Raw genomic sequence first — 18,592 nt, 5'->3', positions numbered from 1 at the left:
CGGCGGCTCGATGGCCGCCCGGCGTCCGCTCAGTGGCCGCCGAACAGCGAGCGACGCAGCCGACGCAGCGGCGCGAAGAGGGAGACGCGGCTGACCCGCCTGCCCCGGTCACTGCGCTGGTGTGCGGTGTCACGCGCCGTCAGCTCGCGCATCAGCGAGGTCGCCTCGACCGTCTCCCGCTGCGGTATGGCGGGACCCGCCAGTACCGACAGATGGCGGTCGAGGCGCGAACTGGTCGCGCTGCTTCCGCAGGTGATCGCAGGGACCCTGGCCCTGCTGCGCACTGTTATCTGCTCCATGTCACTCCCCACCCGTACGAGTCCACCCGGCCCGGGCAGAGTAACCCTATCGCCCCAGGGGGGCACGCGTGTATCTCGGCCACAGGATTCACCTTCCCTGCAAGGCGGTTGACCATCCCTCGTTGACTACTCTCCGAATCCGACCGATTTCAGGGTGAGTTGGACAATGGGCTGGCTCGTGGGCTGCGCCGAGCCGCCGTCAGGCTCGATGGTTACGGCGAGTGACGTCGCGGAGGTGTCGAGGCCCTTCGCGACCAAGGGCGTGTCGCCCGCGAAGAGCCCGAGGGAGCGGGGTTGTGTGCGGGGGCGCATGAGCCAGAGCTGGCGGACGCGGCCACCGGGCGGGCTGCCGTATCCGCTGAGGGTGACGACGGCTTCTCCCTGCGAGGCGGAAGCGATCACTCCGATTCCATGGCCCTGTGCGTCCTTGCCGGTCGTGGCGCGGGCGTCGGGCGCGGTCAGAACGTGGGCGATCTCACGTGCCCGTGCCCGCGCCGCGTCCAGCCGGTCCTGGGTGTGGTGCGCCTGCACGGCGAAGAGCGAGGCGACGACGAGGGCCGCCGCCGCGGTCGCCGTGGCGAACGGCACGAACAGGGGGCGCGGGCGGGGCGTACGGGTGCGTCCCGGCGGGGGCTGGGTGCCCCAGACGTGCGGCGGCAGCTGGGGTGTGCGCTCCCGCGCCGGCGCCTGGGTCTGCTCCTGCGGGGTGGTGCGGACGGCGGCCAGCACCCGCTCGCGCAGGGCGGCGGGCGGGGGCGCCGCCGCGGACCAGGCGAGGCGCACCGCGTCCTCGGCCAGCTCCCGCACCTCGGCGGCACAGCGGCCGCAGCCCCGCAGGTGTTTCTCGAACCGGCGCCGCTCGCCGGGCTCCAGGGCGTCGAGGGCGTAGGGCGCGGCGAGGGAGTGCAGGTCCTCGCCGCGTAGCAGCTTGCCGAGGATGCTCATGCGGCGCCTCCCAGGCATTCGCGGAGCCGGGTGAGTCCGTCGCGCATCCGCGTCTTGACCGTGCCGAGCGGCAACTTGAGCCGCTCGGCCACCTCACGGTAGGTGTAGCCGTCGTAGTAGGCGAGGGTCACGGACTGGCGTTGCAGCTCGGTGAGCCGGCGCAGACAGCGGCGCACCCATTCGCGCTCCATGCCGGCCTCGACCTCCTCGGCGACCTGGTCGAAGGCGGGCTCCCCGGCGCGCAGGGCCTCCCGCTGCTCGCGTTCGCCGGCCGCGCGGGCGCTGCGCACCCGGTCGACGGCACGGCGGTGGGCGAGGGTGAGGATCCAGGACAGCGCGCTGCCCCGGCCCGGGTCGTACCGGGCGGCCGAGCGCCACGTCTCCAACAGCACCTCCTGGGCCACCTCCTCGGACTGGGCGGGGTCGCGCACCACCCGTCGCACGAGCCCGAACACGGGCCCGGACACCAGTGCGTACAGGTCCTCGAACGCCCGTTGGTCGCCGCCCGCGACGAGCACCAGCAGTTCGTCCGCCCGCATGCGGGCCCCCTCTCCGTGCCCGCAGCCGGCTCTTCCGCGCACTCCACGCATCCGCACGAACGCACACCTCCGGCCGGTGATACGGATCGGCGGGCCGAAAACGCGGGTCGGGACGTGCCCAAAAGATTTCCTCCGGCCGACCAATCCGATCGGCGGACCGGCTCCGTATACCCGTCCGTCAAAGGCAAGTCGGCACTGAGGACGGACGCATGACACCTCTTTTCTCCAGGGGCCCCTTCTCCAGAAGCGGCTCGGGACGTACGGGCCTGGTCACGCTCATCTGCGGTGCGCTGGCCGCCGGAGGGCTGAGCGCCGCCGGTGCCGCCGCGCTGGCACCCGGGGCGGCCTCCGCCTCCTCTCACCGGGAGGCCCCGCTGATCTCGGGCACCCCGCAGTACGACAACACCGACCTGTACGCGTTCGTCAGTCCGGACAAGCCCGACACGACGACGATCGTGGCCAACTGGATCCCGTTCGAGGAGCCGGCGGGCGGACCGAACTTCTACACGTTCGCCGACGACGCCCAGTACGACCTCCACATCGACAACAACGGCGACGCGCAGGACGACCTGCTGTTCCGCTACACCTTCAAGACGCACACGAAGAACGGCAACACGTTCCTGTACAACACGGGTGCCGTGAAGAGCCTCGACGACCCGAACCTCAACGTCACGCAGACGTACGACATCGATCTGATCCGGCTGAAGCACGGGCGCGAGGTGTACAAGACCAGGATCGCGGACAAGGTGCCGGTCGCACCCTCGGACGTCGGCAAGGCGTCCATGCCGGACTACGGCAAGCTGCGCGCGCAGGCCGTGTACAAGACGGCCGGCGGCGCCGCGACCTTCGCCGGGCAGGCGGACGACCCGTTCTTCGCGGACCTGCGCGTCTTCGACCTGCTGTACGGCGGGAACCTCAGCGAGGTCGGCCGGGACACCCTGAAGGGCTACAACGTCAACACCATCGCCCTGCAGGTGCCGAACGACCTGATCCGCGAGTCGGCCGGGCAGCCGGTGGTCGGCATCTGGTCCACCACCCAGCGCCGCAACGCACGCGGCTACTACACGCAGGTGTCGCGCCTGGGCAACCCGCTGGTCAACGAGGTGGTGAACCCGCAGAAGGACAAGGACAAGTTCAACGCCTCGCAGCCCGCGTACGACGCCCAGTTCCTGAAGAACGTCACCAACCCCGAGCTGCCGAAGCTCATCGAGTCGATCTACAAGATCAAGGCGCCCAGTGAGCCGCGCAACGACCTGGTCGACGTCTTCCTGAAGGGTGTCAAGGGTCTCAACCAGCCCCCGAACGTGCGCCCTTCGGAGGAACTCCGCCTCAACACGTCCATCAAGCCGGCCATGCACCCCAAGCGTCTCGGCGTCCTGGACGGCGACAACGCGGGCTTCCCGAACGGGCGCCGGCTCACCGACGACGTGATCGACGAGGCGCTGCAGGTCATGGAGGGCGAACTCGTCGGGTCCAAGAACGACTTGGGCGACGCGGTCGACAAGAACGACAAGGGCTTCGAGAAGTACTTCCCGTACGTCGCCGAGCCCACCTCCGGTTCCCGCGGCCCGCTCGCCAAGGGCACGACCGCGGGCACGGACGTACGCAGCCAGCTGGGCGACGCCCTCCAGCCGGCCGGGTCCTCCGGCGGCTCCGGTTCCGGCAACACCATGCTGATCGCCGCGTCGGCGGCCTCGGGCGCGGCCGGAATCCTCCTGCTCGGCACCGCGATCGGCTGGTGGCGCCGCCGCATGCGACGCCCGTACTGACCCCAGCCCCCACCCAGACCGGCGCGGCCCGTACCTTCCCCTCCCCCACGACGGGCCGCGCCCCCCACACGACCGACAAACGCAGGAGACGGCATGGGCCCGCACAGACAGGACGACGACATGGACGGGCAGAGGGACAACGCCGGGCGAACGGGCAGTGCCGGGCGAACCGGCAGTGCCGGGCGAACGGGTAGCGCTGAGCGAACCGGAAGCGCTGGGCGAACGGGCAGTGCTGGGCGGAAGGACAGTGCCGGGCGAACGGGCAGTACCGGGCCGACGGACAACGCCGGGCGCAAGGCGGGCAGCGGGCGGGAGGGCGGCGCCGGACGGACGGGCAACTCCGGGCGGAAGGACAGCACCGGACCGACGGGCAGTGCCGGGCGCAAGGCGGGCAGTGGGCGGGAGGGCGGCGCCGGGCGGACGGGCAACGCCGGGTCGGCTGGCAGCACCGGACAAACAGACAGCACCATGCCGACGGACAGCACCGGACCGACCGGCAACGCCGGGCGAAAGGCGAGCAGCGGGTCGGCGAGCAACCCCGGGTCGGTGGTCAGCACCGGGCCGGCGGGGAGTGCCGTCGACGGTGGCGTACCGGTGCCGGACGCTGCCGACGCGGGCTGCCCCGACGCCAAGGGCTCTGTCCCCGCCGCCGCTGAGCGCGGAGCGCCCCGCTCCGAAGCGTCCTCGCCCACCGGCTCCGGCCGGCGCGCGGCCGAGGTCACCGCCCCCGACTCGCCCCCGGCCGTCGGCTCCGAGCAGCGCGTGGCCGCCGTCCGCCGGTTCGCCATCGCCGGGCGGCGCTGGCGGGCCGCTCAACTGGCGGGCTGTTCCGTCCTGTTGGCCGTCGCGCTCACCGGCGGAGCCATCGCCCTCGGTGCCGGCCGGGCGCCCGCCACCATGCCGGTCGCCTCCAGCGCCGTCGACCCCGGTGTACTCGGCGGCGGTGACCTCGACGCGAGCATCGCCGCGCTCCAGGCGCATCTGCGCAGCCAGCCCAGGGACTCCGGCAGCTGGGCCACGCTGGGCCTGGCCTATGTCGAGCAGGCGCGGACCAAGGGCGATCCGTCCCGCTACCCGCAGGCGGACAAGGCACTGCGACGGTCCCTCGACCTGGCCCCGGACAACGACCAGGCGCTGGCCGGCCGGGCCGCCCTCGCCGCCGCGCGGCACGACTTCAAGGACGCCCTGACCTATGCGGACGCGGCACTGCGGCAGAACCCGTACAGCGAACGCGCGCTGTCCTCCCGTATCGACGCCCTGGTCGAACTCGGCCGGTACGCCGAGGCGTCGCAGGCCGCCGAGACCGCCGACGCCCGCAAGCCGGGCGTACCGGTCTTCACGCGGTACGCGTATGTGCACGAGCTGAAGGGGGACGTCGCCACAGCACGCCGTGTGCTCGGGCAGGCGCTCGCGGGGGCCACGTCGCACGGCGACATCGCCTACGTGGCCGCCCAGCTCGGCCAACTCGCTTGGAACCAGGGCGACTACAAGACCGCCCTCAGCTACTACGCCCGTTCCCTCGCCGCCGACGACACCTATCTTCCGGCGCTGGAGGGCCGGGCGCGGGCGCAGGCGGCGAGCGGGGACCGCGCGGCGGCGATCAAGGGCATGGAGACGGTGGTGTCCCGCTATCCGCTGCCGGGTCCGCTCGTCGAACTGGGCGAGCTGTACGAGGCGCGGGGCGCGGCCGGCGACCGGGCCAGGGCGCGGCAGCAGTACGCGCTCGTGGACGCCTGGATCGCGCTGGCCCGGGCCAACGGCGTCAACGCCGACCTGGACACCGCGCTGGCCGCCGCCGAACACGGCGACAAGGCGGCCGCCCTGCGCGCGGCCCGCGCCGAATGGGCCCGCCGGCACACCGTGCACACCGCGGACGCCCTGGCCTGGGCGCTGCATGTGAACGGCCGGGACACCGAGGCCCTGCCGTTCGCCCGCCGGGCCACCGCCACCGGCTACCGCAACGCCTCCTTCCTGTACCACCGCGGCATGATCGAGCTGGCCACGGGCGACCGCACGGCGGGCCGCGCCTCCCTCACCTCGGCCCTGAGCCTGAACCCCGGCTTCTCCCCGCTCGGCGCGGCCGAGGCCCGCACGGCGCTGGGGGCCGCGAAGTGAAGCGACGCCTCACGTTCCTGCTGCTCGCCACCGGCGCGCTGGCCCTCCTTCCCGGCGGCACGGCGAGCGCCCACCCCCTCGGGAACTTCACCGTCAACCGCTACGACGGCCTGGTCGCCGCCCCCGGCGAACTCCGCGTCGACCATGTGGAGGACCTCGCCGAGATCCCGGCGACCCAGGCCGGGCCCGACCTGAAACGGCTGGGCACGACAGCATGGGCCCACCAGCGGTGCGCACGGGCCGCCGAGGGCAGCGGACTCACGGTCGACGGCCGTACGGCCACGCTGACGGCCGTCGGCGGCACGGCCCGGCTGCGTCCCGGCCAGGCCGGGCTGCACACCCTCCGTGTGGAGTGCCGGCTGACCGCCCCGCTCCCCCGCGGCGCCACCGTGACCGTCGGTTTCCACAGCGCGGACGGCACCGGCGGGCCGGGCTGGCGGGAGATCACCGCGCGTGGCGACCGTATGACGCTGACCGCGACGGACGTACCGAAGTCCTCGGTCTCGCACGAACTGACCACGTATCCGAAGGACTTGCTGTCCTCCCCGGCCGACACCACCGCCGCCTCCCTGCGGCTGCGCCCCGGCGGACCGGCCCTCGCCGAGGAGCGGCAGGCGGCACCGGGTGCCGCCGTCCTGCCGCGGGGTGCCGACCGCTGGACCCGCGAGCTGGACGACCTCGTGGCCCGCCGCGACCTCACCGTCGGCTTCGCCGCGCTCGCGCTGCTGATCGCGGTCGTCCTCGGCGCGCTGCACGCCCTCGCGCCGGGCCACGGCAAGACCCTGATGGCCGCGGCAGCCGCGGCCCGCGGAGGCCGGGCCCGGCCGCGGGACGTACTGCCGCTGGCCGCCTCGGTCACCGTGACCCACACCCTCGGCGTGGTCGCCCTGGGCCTGCTGGTCACCGCCGGCTCCGCCGCCACACCCTCGGTGATCGCCTGGCTGGGCATCGCCGGTGGCGCACTGGTCCTCGCGGCGGGCGCGAACCTCGTACGGCGGGTGTGGTCGTCCCGCCATCATGACCACCACCATCACCCCCCTCACCCTGTCGAGCACACTCATGAGGGACACACCCACACCCACACCCACACCCACGGAGGACACACCCATACCCACCCCGCCGCGCCCACCGTCCGCGGCACGATCCTGCTCGGTTTCGCCGGTGGGCTCGTGCCCAGCCCGTCCGCCGTGGTCGTGCTCGTCGGCGCCGCCGCGCTCGGGAAGGCGTGGTTCGGGCTGCTCCTCGTCGTGGCCTACGGCGCCGGGCTCGCGCTGACGCTCACGGCGGCCGGGTTCGCCGTGGTCCGGCTGGGTTCGGGGGTGACCCGCGCCCTGGAACGGCGTCCGCGCTGGACCACCCACCCGGTGACCGCGCTGGTGCGCCGGTCCGTGCCGCTCGTGTCCGCGCTGGTCGTGATGGCCCTGGGTGCCGGTTTGGTGCTCAAGGGGGCCGCATCCGCGCTCGGCTGAGCTACGTTTATGGAGAAATCACGCGACTTCCGCCGGGGGGCGCCCGTGACCGAAGAGCCGGGCCGCGAGCAAGTGATCGCGGGCCGCTACCGTCTGCTGTCGCCGCTGGGCGAGGGCGGCATGGGCACCGTGTGGCGCGCCCGGGACGAGGTGCTGCACCGCGAGGTGGCCGTCAAGGAGGTGCGGGCCCCGGCCGGGCTGCCGGCTTCCGACATCGAGCGGATGTACGCGCGTCTGGAGCGCGAGGCCTGGGCCGCGGCCCGGGTCGCCAACCGCAACGTCGTCACGGTGTACGACGTGGCCATGGAGGGCGGCCGGCCCTGGATCGTGATGGAGCTGGTGCGCGGGCTGTCGCTCGCCGAGCAGGTGGAGGCGGAGGGGCCGCTGTCGCCGCAGCGGGCCGCGCACATCGGTGCCGAGGTGCTCTCCGCGCTGCGCGCCGCGCACGCCGCCGGGGTGCTGCACCGGGATGTGAAGCCGGCCAACGTGCTGCTGGCCGACGACGGCCGGGTGGTGCTGACCGACTTCGGGATCGCCTCGGTCGAGGGCAGCTCCGCGCTGACCATGACCGGCGAGGTGATCGGCTCGCCCGAATTCCTCGCCCCGGAGCGGGCGTTGGGGCACACGCCCGGACCGGAGTCCGACCTGTGGTCGCTGGGCGTGCTGCTCTACGCGGCCGTGGAGGGTGTCTCGCCGTTCCGGTACGACACCCCGCTCAACACGCTGCGTGCCGTGGTGGACGAGGAGTTGCCGCCGCCGCACCGAGCCGGGCCGCTCGCCCCGGTCATCGAGGGGCTGCTGCGCAAGGACCCCGCCGAGCGGCTGGACGCCGACCGGGCGGAACACGAGCTGCGGATCGTCGCGGCCGGGGGTGCCCCCTCCGGGGGAGGAGCACCCCGGAGGGCCGCGCCGCAAGTGCCGCCGTACACCGCCCCGATGGCCGCGCCGCCGTACCAGGGGCCCTCTGCGACCCCGCCGAGGCCGGCCTCCGCCACCACGACGTCCGAGTCGCCGCAGCGCGGCCGCAGGGCGGTCGCGGTGCTGGTGGCGGGTCTGCTCGCGCTCGTCCTGGCGCTGGCGGGGCTGACGTACGCGCTGCTGGACCGCCACGCGGGCGGCGGTCAGGGGAACGAGGGCGGCAGCCGGGCGAGCGGGAGCCCGCAGCGGCCGACCGCGCACCGCAGCACGGACGCGGGCACCGGGACGCCGTCGACCGCGGGCAGCGGCCCGTCGTCGGGCACCCAGCCGGAACAGTCCGTGCAGGTCACCCTGAGCGGCGCGCACACGACGTACACCGGGAGCTGTCCGCCGCCGCCCGCGCAGGCGCCCGCCTTCACGGCGACGTTCACGGTGGGGCGGCTGCCCGCGCAGGTGGTGTACCGGTGGGTGACGACCCGCGGGTCGGTGTCGGATCCCGGCTGGCGGACGCTGTCCTTCCCGGACGGCGGCGGCAGGATGCGGACCGTGCGGGTGACCCTCGCGGCGGGCTCCGGCAGCGGGACGACCGGGGACCAGGTCAGCGTGAAGGTGCGCGGGCCCGTGCAGACCACGTCGAACGCCGTTCCGTTCTCGGTGACCTGTAGTACGGCGACGGAGACCCCGTCGGACGGGGCCTCCGCCTCGGTGTCGGGCTCGCCGCGGAGTTCACCCTGACGGGCGAGCCCGGTCGGGTCATGCGTTGTTCGTGAGCACCGGCAGATAGCCGCCCGACTGGCCGCCCGCGGTGGGGTGGTACGACTCGCTGATGTCGAGCCAGTTGACGCTGTGCAGCCAGGAGTCGCCGGAGCAGATCTCGTGGCTGGAGAACGCGGAGCGGACGTCGCCGAAGACGAAGCCGTGGGCTTGGGCGCGCTTCTGGATGGCGGCGTCGATGTAGTCGGCCGCGCCGTTGATCGCGGACCGCTTGGTGTCGGAGAGACCGAGGCAGGTCTGGCCGAGCAGGTAGAAGCGCGGGTAGCTGAGCACGACCACCCGGGCGCTCGGGGCCTTGGCGCTGATCGCGTTGTAGACGGTGTCCAGCTTGCCGGGGAGCGTGGAGTCGACGTACGCCTTGGCCGTGTTGATCCGGGAGAGGCAGGCGCTGTCGGACTGGATGACACAGGTCGTCATGACGTCGGAGAAGCCGGCGTCGTTGCCGCCGATGGTGATGGAGACCAGTGAGGTGGAGGAGTTCAGCGAGCCGAGCTGGCCCGCCATGACGTCGTCCGTCGTGGCGCCCGAGCAGGCGTTGAAGGCGAACGAGGACGGACTGTGCGCGGCGTTCCACAGGTAGGGGTACGCCTTCGTGCTGCGGTCGCAGGAGCCGCTGGAGCTGAGGTAGCTGCCCGCGCCGACTCCTGAGGAGTAGGAGTCGCCGAGTGCCACATAGCCGCCGGTCGCGGCCGTCGCGTGACCGGCCCCGGTGAGGCCGAGGCCGGCGGCGAGGAGGAGCGAGGTCACGAATCCGGTAAGTCGGGAACGTCTCATGGAACCTCCCTTTAGCAGGATCTCTGCCATAACTGTCGTAGCAACTACGCGTGTTGACGGGAAGTGTTCATGCCAAGACTTTTGCGGTCTCAACGGGATCAACCCGAGACGTTCACCACTCATCTATTGCGTGTGCATGCCAGATCTGTTGACGTCACGTCAGCCGGCCGCGGGGGGAATGAATGTTTAAAGACGGATCGTCCGTCTTGACGGGCTCGCCGGGCCTGCGCCACATTGAAGCCCGGCATCCGGCGCGTCGGGGGGCAAAGTCGCCAATGCAGACCATACGCATCAAGACATCCTCATTGCCGCTGCTCGCGGGGGCCGCAACGGCCGTCGCAGGGGTGGGCGCGCTGCTCGCTCTCATCGATTCCGCTTCTCCACTGCGCGGCCCGTGCACCCTGTTCTTCCTGCTCGCGGCGCCGGCCGTGGCGCTCGCCGCGGCGCTGCGCGGGCTGGATCCCTTCGGCCGGACGCTCTGCGCACTTGCGGGCTCGGTCGTCGCCAACATGCTGGTTGCCCAAGGCATGCTCGCGGTCCACCGCTGGTCCGTCCGCGGCGGGGTGGTCGCGGTGACCGCACTCAGCCTGCTGCTCCTGGCGCTGACCCTGATCCGGGAACGAATTTCCGGAAAACGCACACAAGTCTGAACAACACCGGCCAAAGTTGTGTAACGGCCAAACCAACAAAACCGGGAGACAGCCCTCCAGGGCTTGCTTTTCGGGTTCAATCGTCAATACCGTCGTACATCACATCTCACCCGCACCGGCACGTCGGCACACGGCTCCAGGGGAGGGCTCAGGGCCGCGGCGTCCACCGGCGCGGGGCGCGGTAGGGGGGTGCCGTGCTCGGTGACCGCAACTGTGACCGAGTCGTGCCGCGCGACCGGCTGCCGTTCTTCTCCGGCAGACCGGCCAGCTTTGCCAGCTCATCGGGGTGCACGGAGATCAGTTCACCGCGCCGAAGATGAGAACCCCCCTTTCGAACCGGACACAGAGCCGGGCCGCCCGGGGGTGGGCGGTCCACCGGACGAGAGGGAAAAACCCATGAGTTCCGTCCTGCGGCCGCCCAGTTCAGGGCAGCAAGATCCGTCGATCGAAGCGCACTACCGGCCGATCTCCTCTCACCTGGCGATCACTCCGCCGGTGAGCGTGGTGATTCCCGCCATGAACGAGGCGGAGAACCTGCCCTACGTCTTCAAGACGCTTCCGGACTGGATACACGAAGTCGTCCTGGTCGACGGCAATTCCACGGACGACACCGTCGGCGTGGCCCGTTCGCTGTGGCCGGACGTCAAGGTCGTCGAACAGCACGGCAGGGGCAAGGGGGATGCCCTGATCACCGGGTTCGAGGCGTGCAGCGGAGACATCATCGTGATGGTCGACGCGGACGGCTCCGCCGACGGCAACGAGATCGTGTCGTACGTCTCCGCGCTGGTCTCCGGCGCCGACTTCGCCAAGGGCTCGCGCTTCGCCAACGGCGGCGGCACCGACGACATGACCTTCATCCGCAAGCTCGGCAACTGGGCGCTGTGCACCGTCGTCAACCGCAAGTTCGGCGCCCGCTACACCGACCTGTGCTACGGATACAACGCGTTCTGGCGGCACTGCCTGGACAAGATCGACCTCGACTGCACCGGCTTCGAGGTCGAGACGCTGATGAACATCAGAGTGGTCAAGGCCGGCCTGAAGGTCCAGGAGATTCCCAGCCACGAGTACCTCCGTATCCACGGCACCAGCAATCTGCGGGCCGTGCGCGACGGGTTCCGGGTGCTGAAGGTCATCCTCAAGGAACGTTCCAACCGGCGCGCGCTGCGCCGCCAGGAGCACCCCTCGCCGATGCTCGACACGGTCCGGGGAGAGGTGTCTTGAGAGATCCCGGCATCTCCGTCGTGATCTGCGTGTACACGGAGGACCGCTGGGAGGACATCCTCGCGGCGGTCTCCTCGGTGCGCGCGCAGTCGTATCCCGCCCTGGAGACACTCCTGGTCGTGGACCACAACCCGGCCCTGAGGGACCGGCTGGCCCGTGAGTACAAGGCGACCGAGGGCGTCCGGGTGCTGGCCAACGCGGGCCCGCGCGGCCTGTCCGCCGGCCGCAACACCGGCATCGCCGCCTCCCACGGCGAGGTCATCGCCTTCCTGGACGACGACGCCGTGGCCGAACGGGACTGGCTGCGGCACTTCGCCGAGGGCTACGCCGATCCGCGCGTCATGGCGGTCGGCGGCCGTACGGAGCCCGTCTGGGCGTCGGGCCGGCGTCCGGCCTGGTTCCCGGAGGAGTTCGACTGGGTGGTGGGCTGCACGTACAAGGGGCTGCCACCGGGCCGGGTCCGGGTGCGCAACGTCCTCGGAGGAAACGCTTCCTTCCGGCGTACGGCGTTCGAGGCGGCGGGCGGCTTCGCCACCGGCATCGGCCGCGACGGCGACCGCCGCCCGCTGGGCTGCGAGGAGACGGAACTGTGCATCCGCCTCACCCGGGCCCGCCCCGACGCCGTCCTGCTCATCGACGACCGCGCGGTGATCCACCACCGGGTGCCGGAACCCCGCGAGCACTTCGCCTACTTCCGCACCCGCACCTACGCCGAGGGCCTGTCCAAGGCGCTGGTCGCCCGGAGCGTCGGCGCGGACAAGGGGCTGGAGTCCGAACGCCGGTACACCACCAGGGTGCTGCCCGCGGGGGTCGCTCGTGGCCTGCGGGACGCGCTGCTGGCCCGGCCGGGCGGCGCGGGACGCGCGGGCGCGATCGTCGCCGGGGTGCTGAGCGCCGCCGGCGGCTACGCGCTGGGGAGCCTGCGCGCGCGGCGGGGCGGTACGACGTTCTCGGTGGCACCGATCGAAGGGGGCAGCGGTGAGTGACACTCCCGTACCGATCCTCATGTACCACTCCGTCGCCACCGCGCCCAACGACGCCACCCGTGCCCTGTCGGTCGCGCCGGAGGCGTTCGCCGAGCAGATGGCGCTCATCGGCGACCTGGGCCTGACCCCGGTCACCACCGCCGACCTCGCGGCCCGCTGGCGCTCCGGCCGCCCGCTGCCCGCCCGGCCGGTGCTGATCACCTTCGACGACGGCTACGAGGGCGTGCACCGGCATGCGCTGCCCGTCCTCGCCAAGCACGCCTTCGCGGCCACCCTGTTCGTCTCCACCGGCTGGATCAGGGGCGCGTACGACACCGGGGGCGGCCTGGACACCATGCTCGACTGGGGGCAGGTGCGCGAACTGGCCGCCGCCGGCGTCGAGATCGGCGGGCACAGCCACACCCATCCGCAGCTCGACCAGCTCGACGACGGCCCGCTGCGCACGGAGCTGGCCCGCTGCACCGAGATCGTCGCGGACGAACTCGGCGCCCGCCCGGCGTCGTTCGCCTACCCCTACGGCTACTCCAGCCGCCGGGTCCGCCAGGCCGTGCGCGCGAGCGGCTACGCCCAGGCGCTCGCCGTCGGCAACGCCCTCGCCCGCCGCCGCCAGGGGCCGTACGCGCTGCAGCGGGTCACGGTCCGGCGCGGCACCGGCGTCGAGGAGTTCGAACGGCTGCTCCACGGCCGGGCCGTCACCCGTACCTTCGCCAAAGACCGCGCCCTCACCAAGGGGTACGCCCTCGTCCGCAGAGCACGCCAGGTCCGCCGGAAGGCCATCCGTTCCCGTGTCTGACACGACGACCACCACGACCGAGTCCGCGACGACCGGCGCCGAGGCGCCCGAGAAGCCCGGGCGCCGCCTGCGGCTGCCCGGCACGGGCCGGTCCTCCGGCGGCACCCCGCTGTTCCGCAACGCCTACGCGCTGATGCTCAACACGGGCATCTCGGCCGTGCTCGGGCTCGGCTTCTGGCTGGCCGCGGCGCGCTACTACTCCGAGTCGGCGGTCGGACAGGGCTCGGCCGCCATCGCCGCGATGAAGTTCCTCGCCGGACTGACCGCGGTGACCCTGACCGGCGCCCTGGCCCGTTTCATCCCGGTGGCCGGCAAGCGCACCGGCACCCTCATCTTCCGTACGTACGCGGGCAGTTCCCTGCTGGTGGCGCTCGCGGCCGGCGTCTTCCTGCTGACCCTGGACTCCTGGGGGCCGTCGTACCGCTTCCTGCACGGCACGGTCAACGGCCTCGGCTTCATCGTCGCCGTCATCGCCTGGAACCTGCTCACCCTACAGGACGGTGTGCTGACCGGGCTGCGCAGCGCGACCTGGGTGCCGGTGGGCAACACCGTGTTCTCGGCCGTGAAGCTGGCCCTGCTCGTCGCGTTCGCCGTCGCCGTCCCGACCGCGGGCGTCTTCGTCTCCTGGGTGGCCGCGATCGCCACCTCGGTGGTGCCGCTGGGCTGGCTGGTGTTCCGGCGCCTTGTGCCCCGGCACGTCAAGGCGACCGAGGGCCGCGCGGAGCCGCCGACGCTGAGACAGGTCGGCAGGTTCCTGGCCGGGGACTACACCGGTTCGCTGTTCTCGCTCGCGGTGATCTACCTCGTGCCGGTGATCATCGCCTCGCAGGTCAGCTCCGCGGAGAACGCGTACTTCTACATCGCCACCACCATCGGCGGTACGACCGACCTGCTCGCCATCAACATGGGCGCCTCCCTCACGGTCGAGGGCTCGCTCGACCCGGGACGGCTGGCCGCCAACACCCGCGCCGCGCTGAAGCGGATGGCCCGGATCATGCTGCCCATCGCGGGCCTGCTGATCATCGGCGCGCCCTGGATCCTCGGCGTCTTCGGCACGGGCTACGCGCACGCGGCGACCCCGCTGCTGCGCTGGCTCGCGGTCGGCTCGATGCTGCGGGTCGTGATCGAGACGTACTTCGCGGTCCTGCGCGCGCGCAGCCGCACCGCCGGACTCGCCTGGCTCCAGGGCCTGTTGTGCGTGCTGGTGCTGGGCCTGACCCTGCTGCTCCTGCCCCGGATGGGGCTGACCGGCGCGGGCGTCGCCGAGGCCGCCAGCCTCGCGGTGATCGCGGCCATCGCCGCGCCGAAGCTCTGGAAGACGATACGGACGGCGGCCGACGCCGTACCGGACACGGCGGCACCCGACGGCGACCTGGCCGACCTGGCGGCGCCCGAGGTCCCGCGCACCTCCCCCGCGCGCCGGCACGGCCCGGCCTGGGCGCTGGACTCCGACACCCTCGCGCTCGGCATCCACGTCGACTTCGACCATGTGGAACGCCGGCCGGACGTCCGTCCGGGCCCCGGCACACCGCCCGCAGGCACGCCGGTGCCGCCACTGGGACTCCCGGTCGAGGAGAGGGAGCCCGGCAGCGAGGCCTCGCTGGGCCCGGCCGAGGCCGAACTGCTGCGGGAGGCGGAGGCGGCGGAGGTCGACGCGCCGTTCTCGCAGGAGGAGCTGGGCGCGTCCGTCGGCAGGATCCACCCGCCGCTCGCGCAGGAAGCCACGGAAGCAGCCGTACCGGACGAACCCATGCCCGAGGAACCGCCGGCCCCCGTCTCGCTCCGGCAACGGCTGCTGCCCACCCGCTCCGGTGTCGTCCTCGGCTGTCTGCTGATCGCCGCGCTGCTGCTGTACTGGGTGCCCGCGCTGCGGCTCGGCGAGGGCGACCTGGACCGGATGGGCGGTCTCGGGCTGGTCTCGGTGCTGCCGCTGCCGACCCTGGTCGGAGCGGCCCTGCTGGTCATCGTCTTCGCCGCGCTGCTCTGGCTGCGCCGCGAGCACCGCACCCTGCTCCTGGTCACGCTGCTCGCGACGGTCGTCTCGCTGCACGCGCTGCCCGCCGTGATCGAGACCCAGCCGCGCTTCCCGACGGCCTGGCAGCACCTCGGGTTCATCGACTACATCGACCGCACCGGGTCCGCCGTGCCGGACCTGGACGCCCGCTGGAGCTGGCCGGGCTTCTTCGCGGTGGCCGCGTTCGCCGGCCGGGCCTGCTCGGTCACCGACTTCACCGAGGTCATCCGCTGGTGGCCGACCGCCATCCAACTCGCCTATCTGGCCCCGATGTTCCTGCTCACCCGGTCGCTGCGGGCGAGCTGGCGGGCGAAGTGGACCGGCGTCTGGCTCTTCGTGCTGTGCGGCTGGGTCGGCCAGGACTACTTCTCCCCACAGGGCTTCACCTATCTGCTGTACCTGATGTTCGTGGCGATCCTGCTGGTCTGGTTCCGCCCGCCGCGCGTGATCTGGACGAGGTTCCGCCCGGGCGAGGCCGAGGTGGAAGGGGCCGACCGGCGCCAGCGGGCCGTGCTGCTGCTGGTGCTGATCGGCCTGTACGCGGCGAGCGTCCCGGCGCACCAGCTCACCCCGTTCGTCATGCTCGGCGTGCTCGCCGCCCTGGTGCTGCTCGGCCGGTCCGAACTGCGCGGGCTGCCGCTGCTGTTCGCGGTGCTGGTCGCGGTCTGGGTCGGCTTCATGGCCGAGCCGTACTGGTCCGGGCACTTCAACGACCTCTTCGGCGGCGTCGGCGGAGTCGGCAGCAACGTCTCCACCTCCGTCTCCGGCCGTATCCAGGGCGGCAGTTCGACGCACAAGCTGGTGCTCTACACCCGGGTACTGCTGGCCGGCGCGACCATGGCGTTCGCCTGCTGGGGCTGGTGGCGCCGCCGCTTCCACCGGTACCGGGAGCGGACCCTGCTGGTACTGACCTTCGTGCCGTTCCTGGGCTTCGGCATGCAGTCGTACGGCGGTGAGATGGCCCTGCGCGTCTTCATGTTCGCGGTGCCGGGCGCGGCCCTGCTCGGCGCCCTCGCCCTCTTCCCGCGCGCCGGCGTCACCGCGCAGGAACGCGAGAAGGACCGGGTGAGCCTCGCCCCGCTGGCCGCGCTGCTGGCCGGGCTGCTGCTCATGGGCGGCTTCCTGGTGGCCCGCTGGGGCAACGAGCCGTTCGAGCGCACCCGGCCCGGCGAGGTCGCGGCCATGAACTGGGTGTACGCGCACGACAAGCCGACAGTGCGGCTGCTGTGGCCGACCCAGGACACGGTCAACGACGTGACCCCGGCCATGCCGTGGGGATCGCAGGACATGGAGCGGGTGAACTACGTGCCCACCCTGGCCCCGACCGACCCGGTGCTGGTGTCGGGCCTGGTCAAGGCGCTCAAGGACGCGGGCCCGAACTCGTATCTGATGATCAACCGGTCTCAGGTGACCTATCTGCAGCTGGACGCGGGCTACTCCGCGACCTGGGCGCCCCGGCTGATCGAGAACCTCGACAACCGGCAGGAGCTGACGAAGGTCCTGGTCAACGACGACGTGACCGTGTTCGCGCTGCGCAGCCGGCCGCCGGGCGCGGTGCCGAAGCCGCACCCGGGGCCGATCGGGCCGCAGGTGACCTGGACGCCGTGGTCGGTGGTCGGCGCGCTGGCCGCCGTCGTGCTGATCCTGCTGCTGGCCGCGCGGGAGGTCGTACGGGTGGCGGTCCGGCCGGGGGTGCGCCGACTGCGACTGCTGCAGAGCTCGTTCTGGTTCGCGCTGCCGCTGCTGGCGGTGGTGCTGGCGTCCCTGGTGCAGCGGTTCCTGACCATGAAGTGACGGGCGTGGGGTGGCTCAGCGGTCGAGCCACTTCACCTCGTACGGCCGCATGTCGAACCGCCTGCCGTCGACCTGGGCGCTGATGGTCCGGTTCTGCGTGTTCACCACGAGGACGGTCCTGCCACTGGCCAGGACGCGAACGACTGGCACGTCGTCCGCCGCGACGGACACGTTCTCGTAGGCCGTGCCGGGCGGGAACGCCCTGGCGAACCGGGACACCAGGTCGTACATGGGCAGGGCCCTGCCCCCGTCCGAGCTGTCGGTGGGCGTCCACAGACAGCCGGCGCAGCCGGTGCCCGTCCTGTCCTCCGGGTTCCAGTAGAAGCCGGATCCGGCACCGCCCTTGACCATGGCGATCATTCCGGTGGCCTGCACGGCGACGCGGTGCGGCTCGGTCCAGCCCTTGCGGTCGTCGTTGCCGTCGCCGGGCTCGACGTAGTACTCGGCCCACCACAGCGGCAGATCGCGGGTCTGCCGCCGCACCCACTCGCTGACCGCCGTCAGCTTGTCGGTGGCCGCGAACTCGTTCGGCAGCAGGTCGTCGTCCCGGGTGTAGCTGGCGCCGTCGACCACGGTGAAGTCGGCGCCCGCCTTGTGTGTGTTCCAGTACGAGAAGGCGTCGAGCACCCGCTGGTCCATGGCGCCCCAGGGCCCCTTCAGCGCGCTGGAGGCGGTCTGGTCGCGTGGGTCGACGCTGTCCATGACCAGGTAGGGCCCGCCGACCATGATGTCCTTGCCGACCTTCTTCAGCGCCGCGTACACGAGGTTGTACATCTTCGTGTATCCCTCGTAGTCCCAGCGGGACTCGGCGTCGTTCCAGAAGCCCTTGAACTCGTTCCAGACGATGAAGTGCTTCACGTCCGGATAGCGCCGGGCGACGGTCGCGGCCAGGTCGGCGAAGTCCTGGTAGTGGGCCGGGGTGGGGGCCTTCTCCAGGGCGGATCGGCTCCAGTCGGTGCTGCCGGCCCCGGCCCTGCCGCCCTTCATCCAGTCCGGGGAACAGCACAGGGTGATCACCGGGGTGGCGCCGGAGGCACGCATGAAGTCGACACGGCGGTCCAGGGCGCCGAAGTCGTAGTGTCCCTTGACCGGTTCGGGATTGTCGGCCCCCCAGCCCATGATGTGCTGGTTCTGCGCCAGCCCGCCGCTGTGGCCCAGCAGCTGCTCCACGCGCTTGGTGGCCGCGTCGGCGCCCTCGTCCGCGCTGTACTGCGTGTGGGTGAAGCCCCAGCCGACGTACGGCTCCGGTTTCGCGCCGGGGCTCGCGGGCGTGCCGTGCACCTTGTCGCCGTCACGTATGGTGCCGGCCGTGCTGGGTCCGCCGGACAGCGTGCCGAACAGGGTCACCGCCAGCGCCAGCGCGGCGGCGCCCACACCGAGCAGGGCGGTGAGCCGCCACCGCCGAGTATCCGAATCCCACCCATGACGTCCCATCAAGGACAACAGTAACGGCGCAAGCAGCGCCTCGGGCAGGTCTTGGGAACACCCGGAACAGTCTTGGAACACCCGGAACAAGGGGAGGAAATGCCGTG

General features: G+C 72.1%; 14 protein-coding genes. 9 read left to right on the top strand and 5 right to left on the bottom strand.

Annotated features, from left to right (window positions below; genetic code table 11):
- Window positions 1–29: 29 nt before the first annotated feature.
- The 3 genes from BFF78_RS32850 to BFF78_RS32840 form a co-directional block, all read right to left on the bottom strand.
- A complete protein-coding gene (locus BFF78_RS32850) occupies window positions 30–299 on the bottom strand; it encodes a hypothetical protein (protein WP_079161579.1) in 270 nt (89 codons plus the stop codon).
- A gap of 126 nt (window positions 300–425) precedes the next feature.
- Window positions 426–1,244, bottom strand: coding sequence for an anti-sigma factor (locus BFF78_RS32845; RefSeq protein WP_069781758.1), 819 nt, complete (start codon window positions 1,242–1,244; stop codon window positions 426–428).
- A complete protein-coding gene (locus tag BFF78_RS32840) occupies window positions 1,241–1,783 on the bottom strand; it encodes a sigma-70 family RNA polymerase sigma factor (protein WP_069781757.1) in 543 nt (180 codons plus the stop codon). The genes BFF78_RS32845 and BFF78_RS32840 overlap by 4 nt, the downstream gene beginning before the upstream one ends.
- Before the next feature lie 209 nt (window positions 1,784–1,992).
- Here BFF78_RS32840 and BFF78_RS32835 point away from each other — a divergent pair, with 209 nt between their 5' ends.
- The 4 genes from BFF78_RS32835 to BFF78_RS32820 all read left to right on the top strand — a co-directional run bounded on the left by BFF78_RS32835 (window position 1,993) and on the right by BFF78_RS32820 (window position 8,789).
- On the top strand, window positions 1,993–3,552 hold the full coding sequence (locus BFF78_RS32835) for a DUF4331 domain-containing protein (protein ID WP_069781756.1): 1,560 nt from the start codon (window positions 1,993–1,995) through the stop codon (window positions 3,550–3,552).
- Window positions 3,553–4,020: 468 nt separating this feature from the next.
- Window positions 4,021–5,667 (top strand): tetratricopeptide repeat protein, encoded by a 1,647-nt coding sequence (locus tag BFF78_RS32830; RefSeq protein WP_227025977.1) that lies wholly within the window; start codon window positions 4,021–4,023, stop codon window positions 5,665–5,667.
- Entirely contained in the window at window positions 5,664–7,136 is a 1,473-nt protein-coding gene (locus tag BFF78_RS32825) for a sulfite exporter TauE/SafE family protein (RefSeq protein ID WP_069781755.1), read from the top strand. Before BFF78_RS32830 ends, BFF78_RS32825 begins: the two co-directional genes overlap by 4 nt.
- A gap of 9 nt (window positions 7,137–7,145) precedes the next feature.
- Window positions 7,146–8,789 (top strand): serine/threonine-protein kinase, encoded by a 1,644-nt coding sequence (locus tag BFF78_RS32820; protein ID WP_069781754.1) that lies wholly within the window; start codon window positions 7,146–7,148, stop codon window positions 8,787–8,789.
- Between the two features lie 18 nt (window positions 8,790–8,807).
- On the opposite strand, the gene BFF78_RS32815 is transcribed toward BFF78_RS32820, so the two are convergent.
- Entirely contained in the window at window positions 8,808–9,602 is a 795-nt protein-coding gene (locus BFF78_RS32815; protein ID WP_069781753.1) for an SGNH/GDSL hydrolase family protein, read from the bottom strand.
- 275 nt (window positions 9,603–9,877) lie between these two features.
- On the opposite strand from BFF78_RS32815, the gene BFF78_RS32810 reads away from it, so the two are divergent.
- From BFF78_RS32810 to BFF78_RS32790, 5 genes are all read left to right on the top strand, one after another.
- Window positions 9,878–10,252 (top strand): hypothetical protein, encoded by a 375-nt coding sequence (locus BFF78_RS32810; protein WP_069781752.1) that lies wholly within the window; start codon window positions 9,878–9,880, stop codon window positions 10,250–10,252.
- A gap of 396 nt (window positions 10,253–10,648) precedes the next feature.
- A complete protein-coding gene (locus BFF78_RS32805; protein WP_069781751.1) occupies window positions 10,649–11,473 on the top strand; it encodes a glycosyltransferase family 2 protein in 825 nt (274 codons plus the stop codon).
- Entirely contained in the window at window positions 11,470–12,459 is a 990-nt protein-coding gene (locus BFF78_RS32800) for a glycosyltransferase family 2 protein (protein ID WP_069781750.1), read from the top strand. Before BFF78_RS32805 ends, BFF78_RS32800 begins: the two co-directional genes overlap by 4 nt.
- Window positions 12,452–13,252 carry a polysaccharide deacetylase family protein gene (locus BFF78_RS32795; protein WP_069781749.1) on the top strand — a complete coding sequence of 267 codons (801 nt, stop codon included), beginning with the start codon at window positions 12,452–12,454 and terminating at the stop codon, window positions 13,250–13,252. Before BFF78_RS32800 ends, BFF78_RS32795 begins: the two co-directional genes overlap by 8 nt.
- Entirely contained in the window at window positions 13,245–17,060 is a 3,816-nt protein-coding gene (locus tag BFF78_RS32790; RefSeq protein WP_069781748.1) for a lipopolysaccharide biosynthesis protein, read from the top strand. Before BFF78_RS32795 ends, BFF78_RS32790 begins: the two co-directional genes overlap by 8 nt.
- A 15-nt stretch (window positions 17,061–17,075) precedes the next feature.
- On the opposite strand, the gene BFF78_RS32785 is transcribed toward BFF78_RS32790, so the two are convergent.
- Window positions 17,076–18,494 carry a GH39 family glycosyl hydrolase gene (locus BFF78_RS32785; protein WP_069781747.1) on the bottom strand — a complete coding sequence of 473 codons (1,419 nt, stop codon included), beginning with the start codon at window positions 18,492–18,494 and terminating at the stop codon, window positions 17,076–17,078.
- Window positions 18,495–18,592 lie beyond the last annotated feature (98 nt).

Source organism: Streptomyces fodineus, from assembly GCF_001735805.1.
Taxonomy (GTDB): Bacteria; Actinomycetota; Actinomycetes; order Streptomycetales; family Streptomycetaceae; genus Streptomyces; species Streptomyces fodineus.
This window is presented reverse-complemented; position numbering and strand designations above follow the sequence as displayed.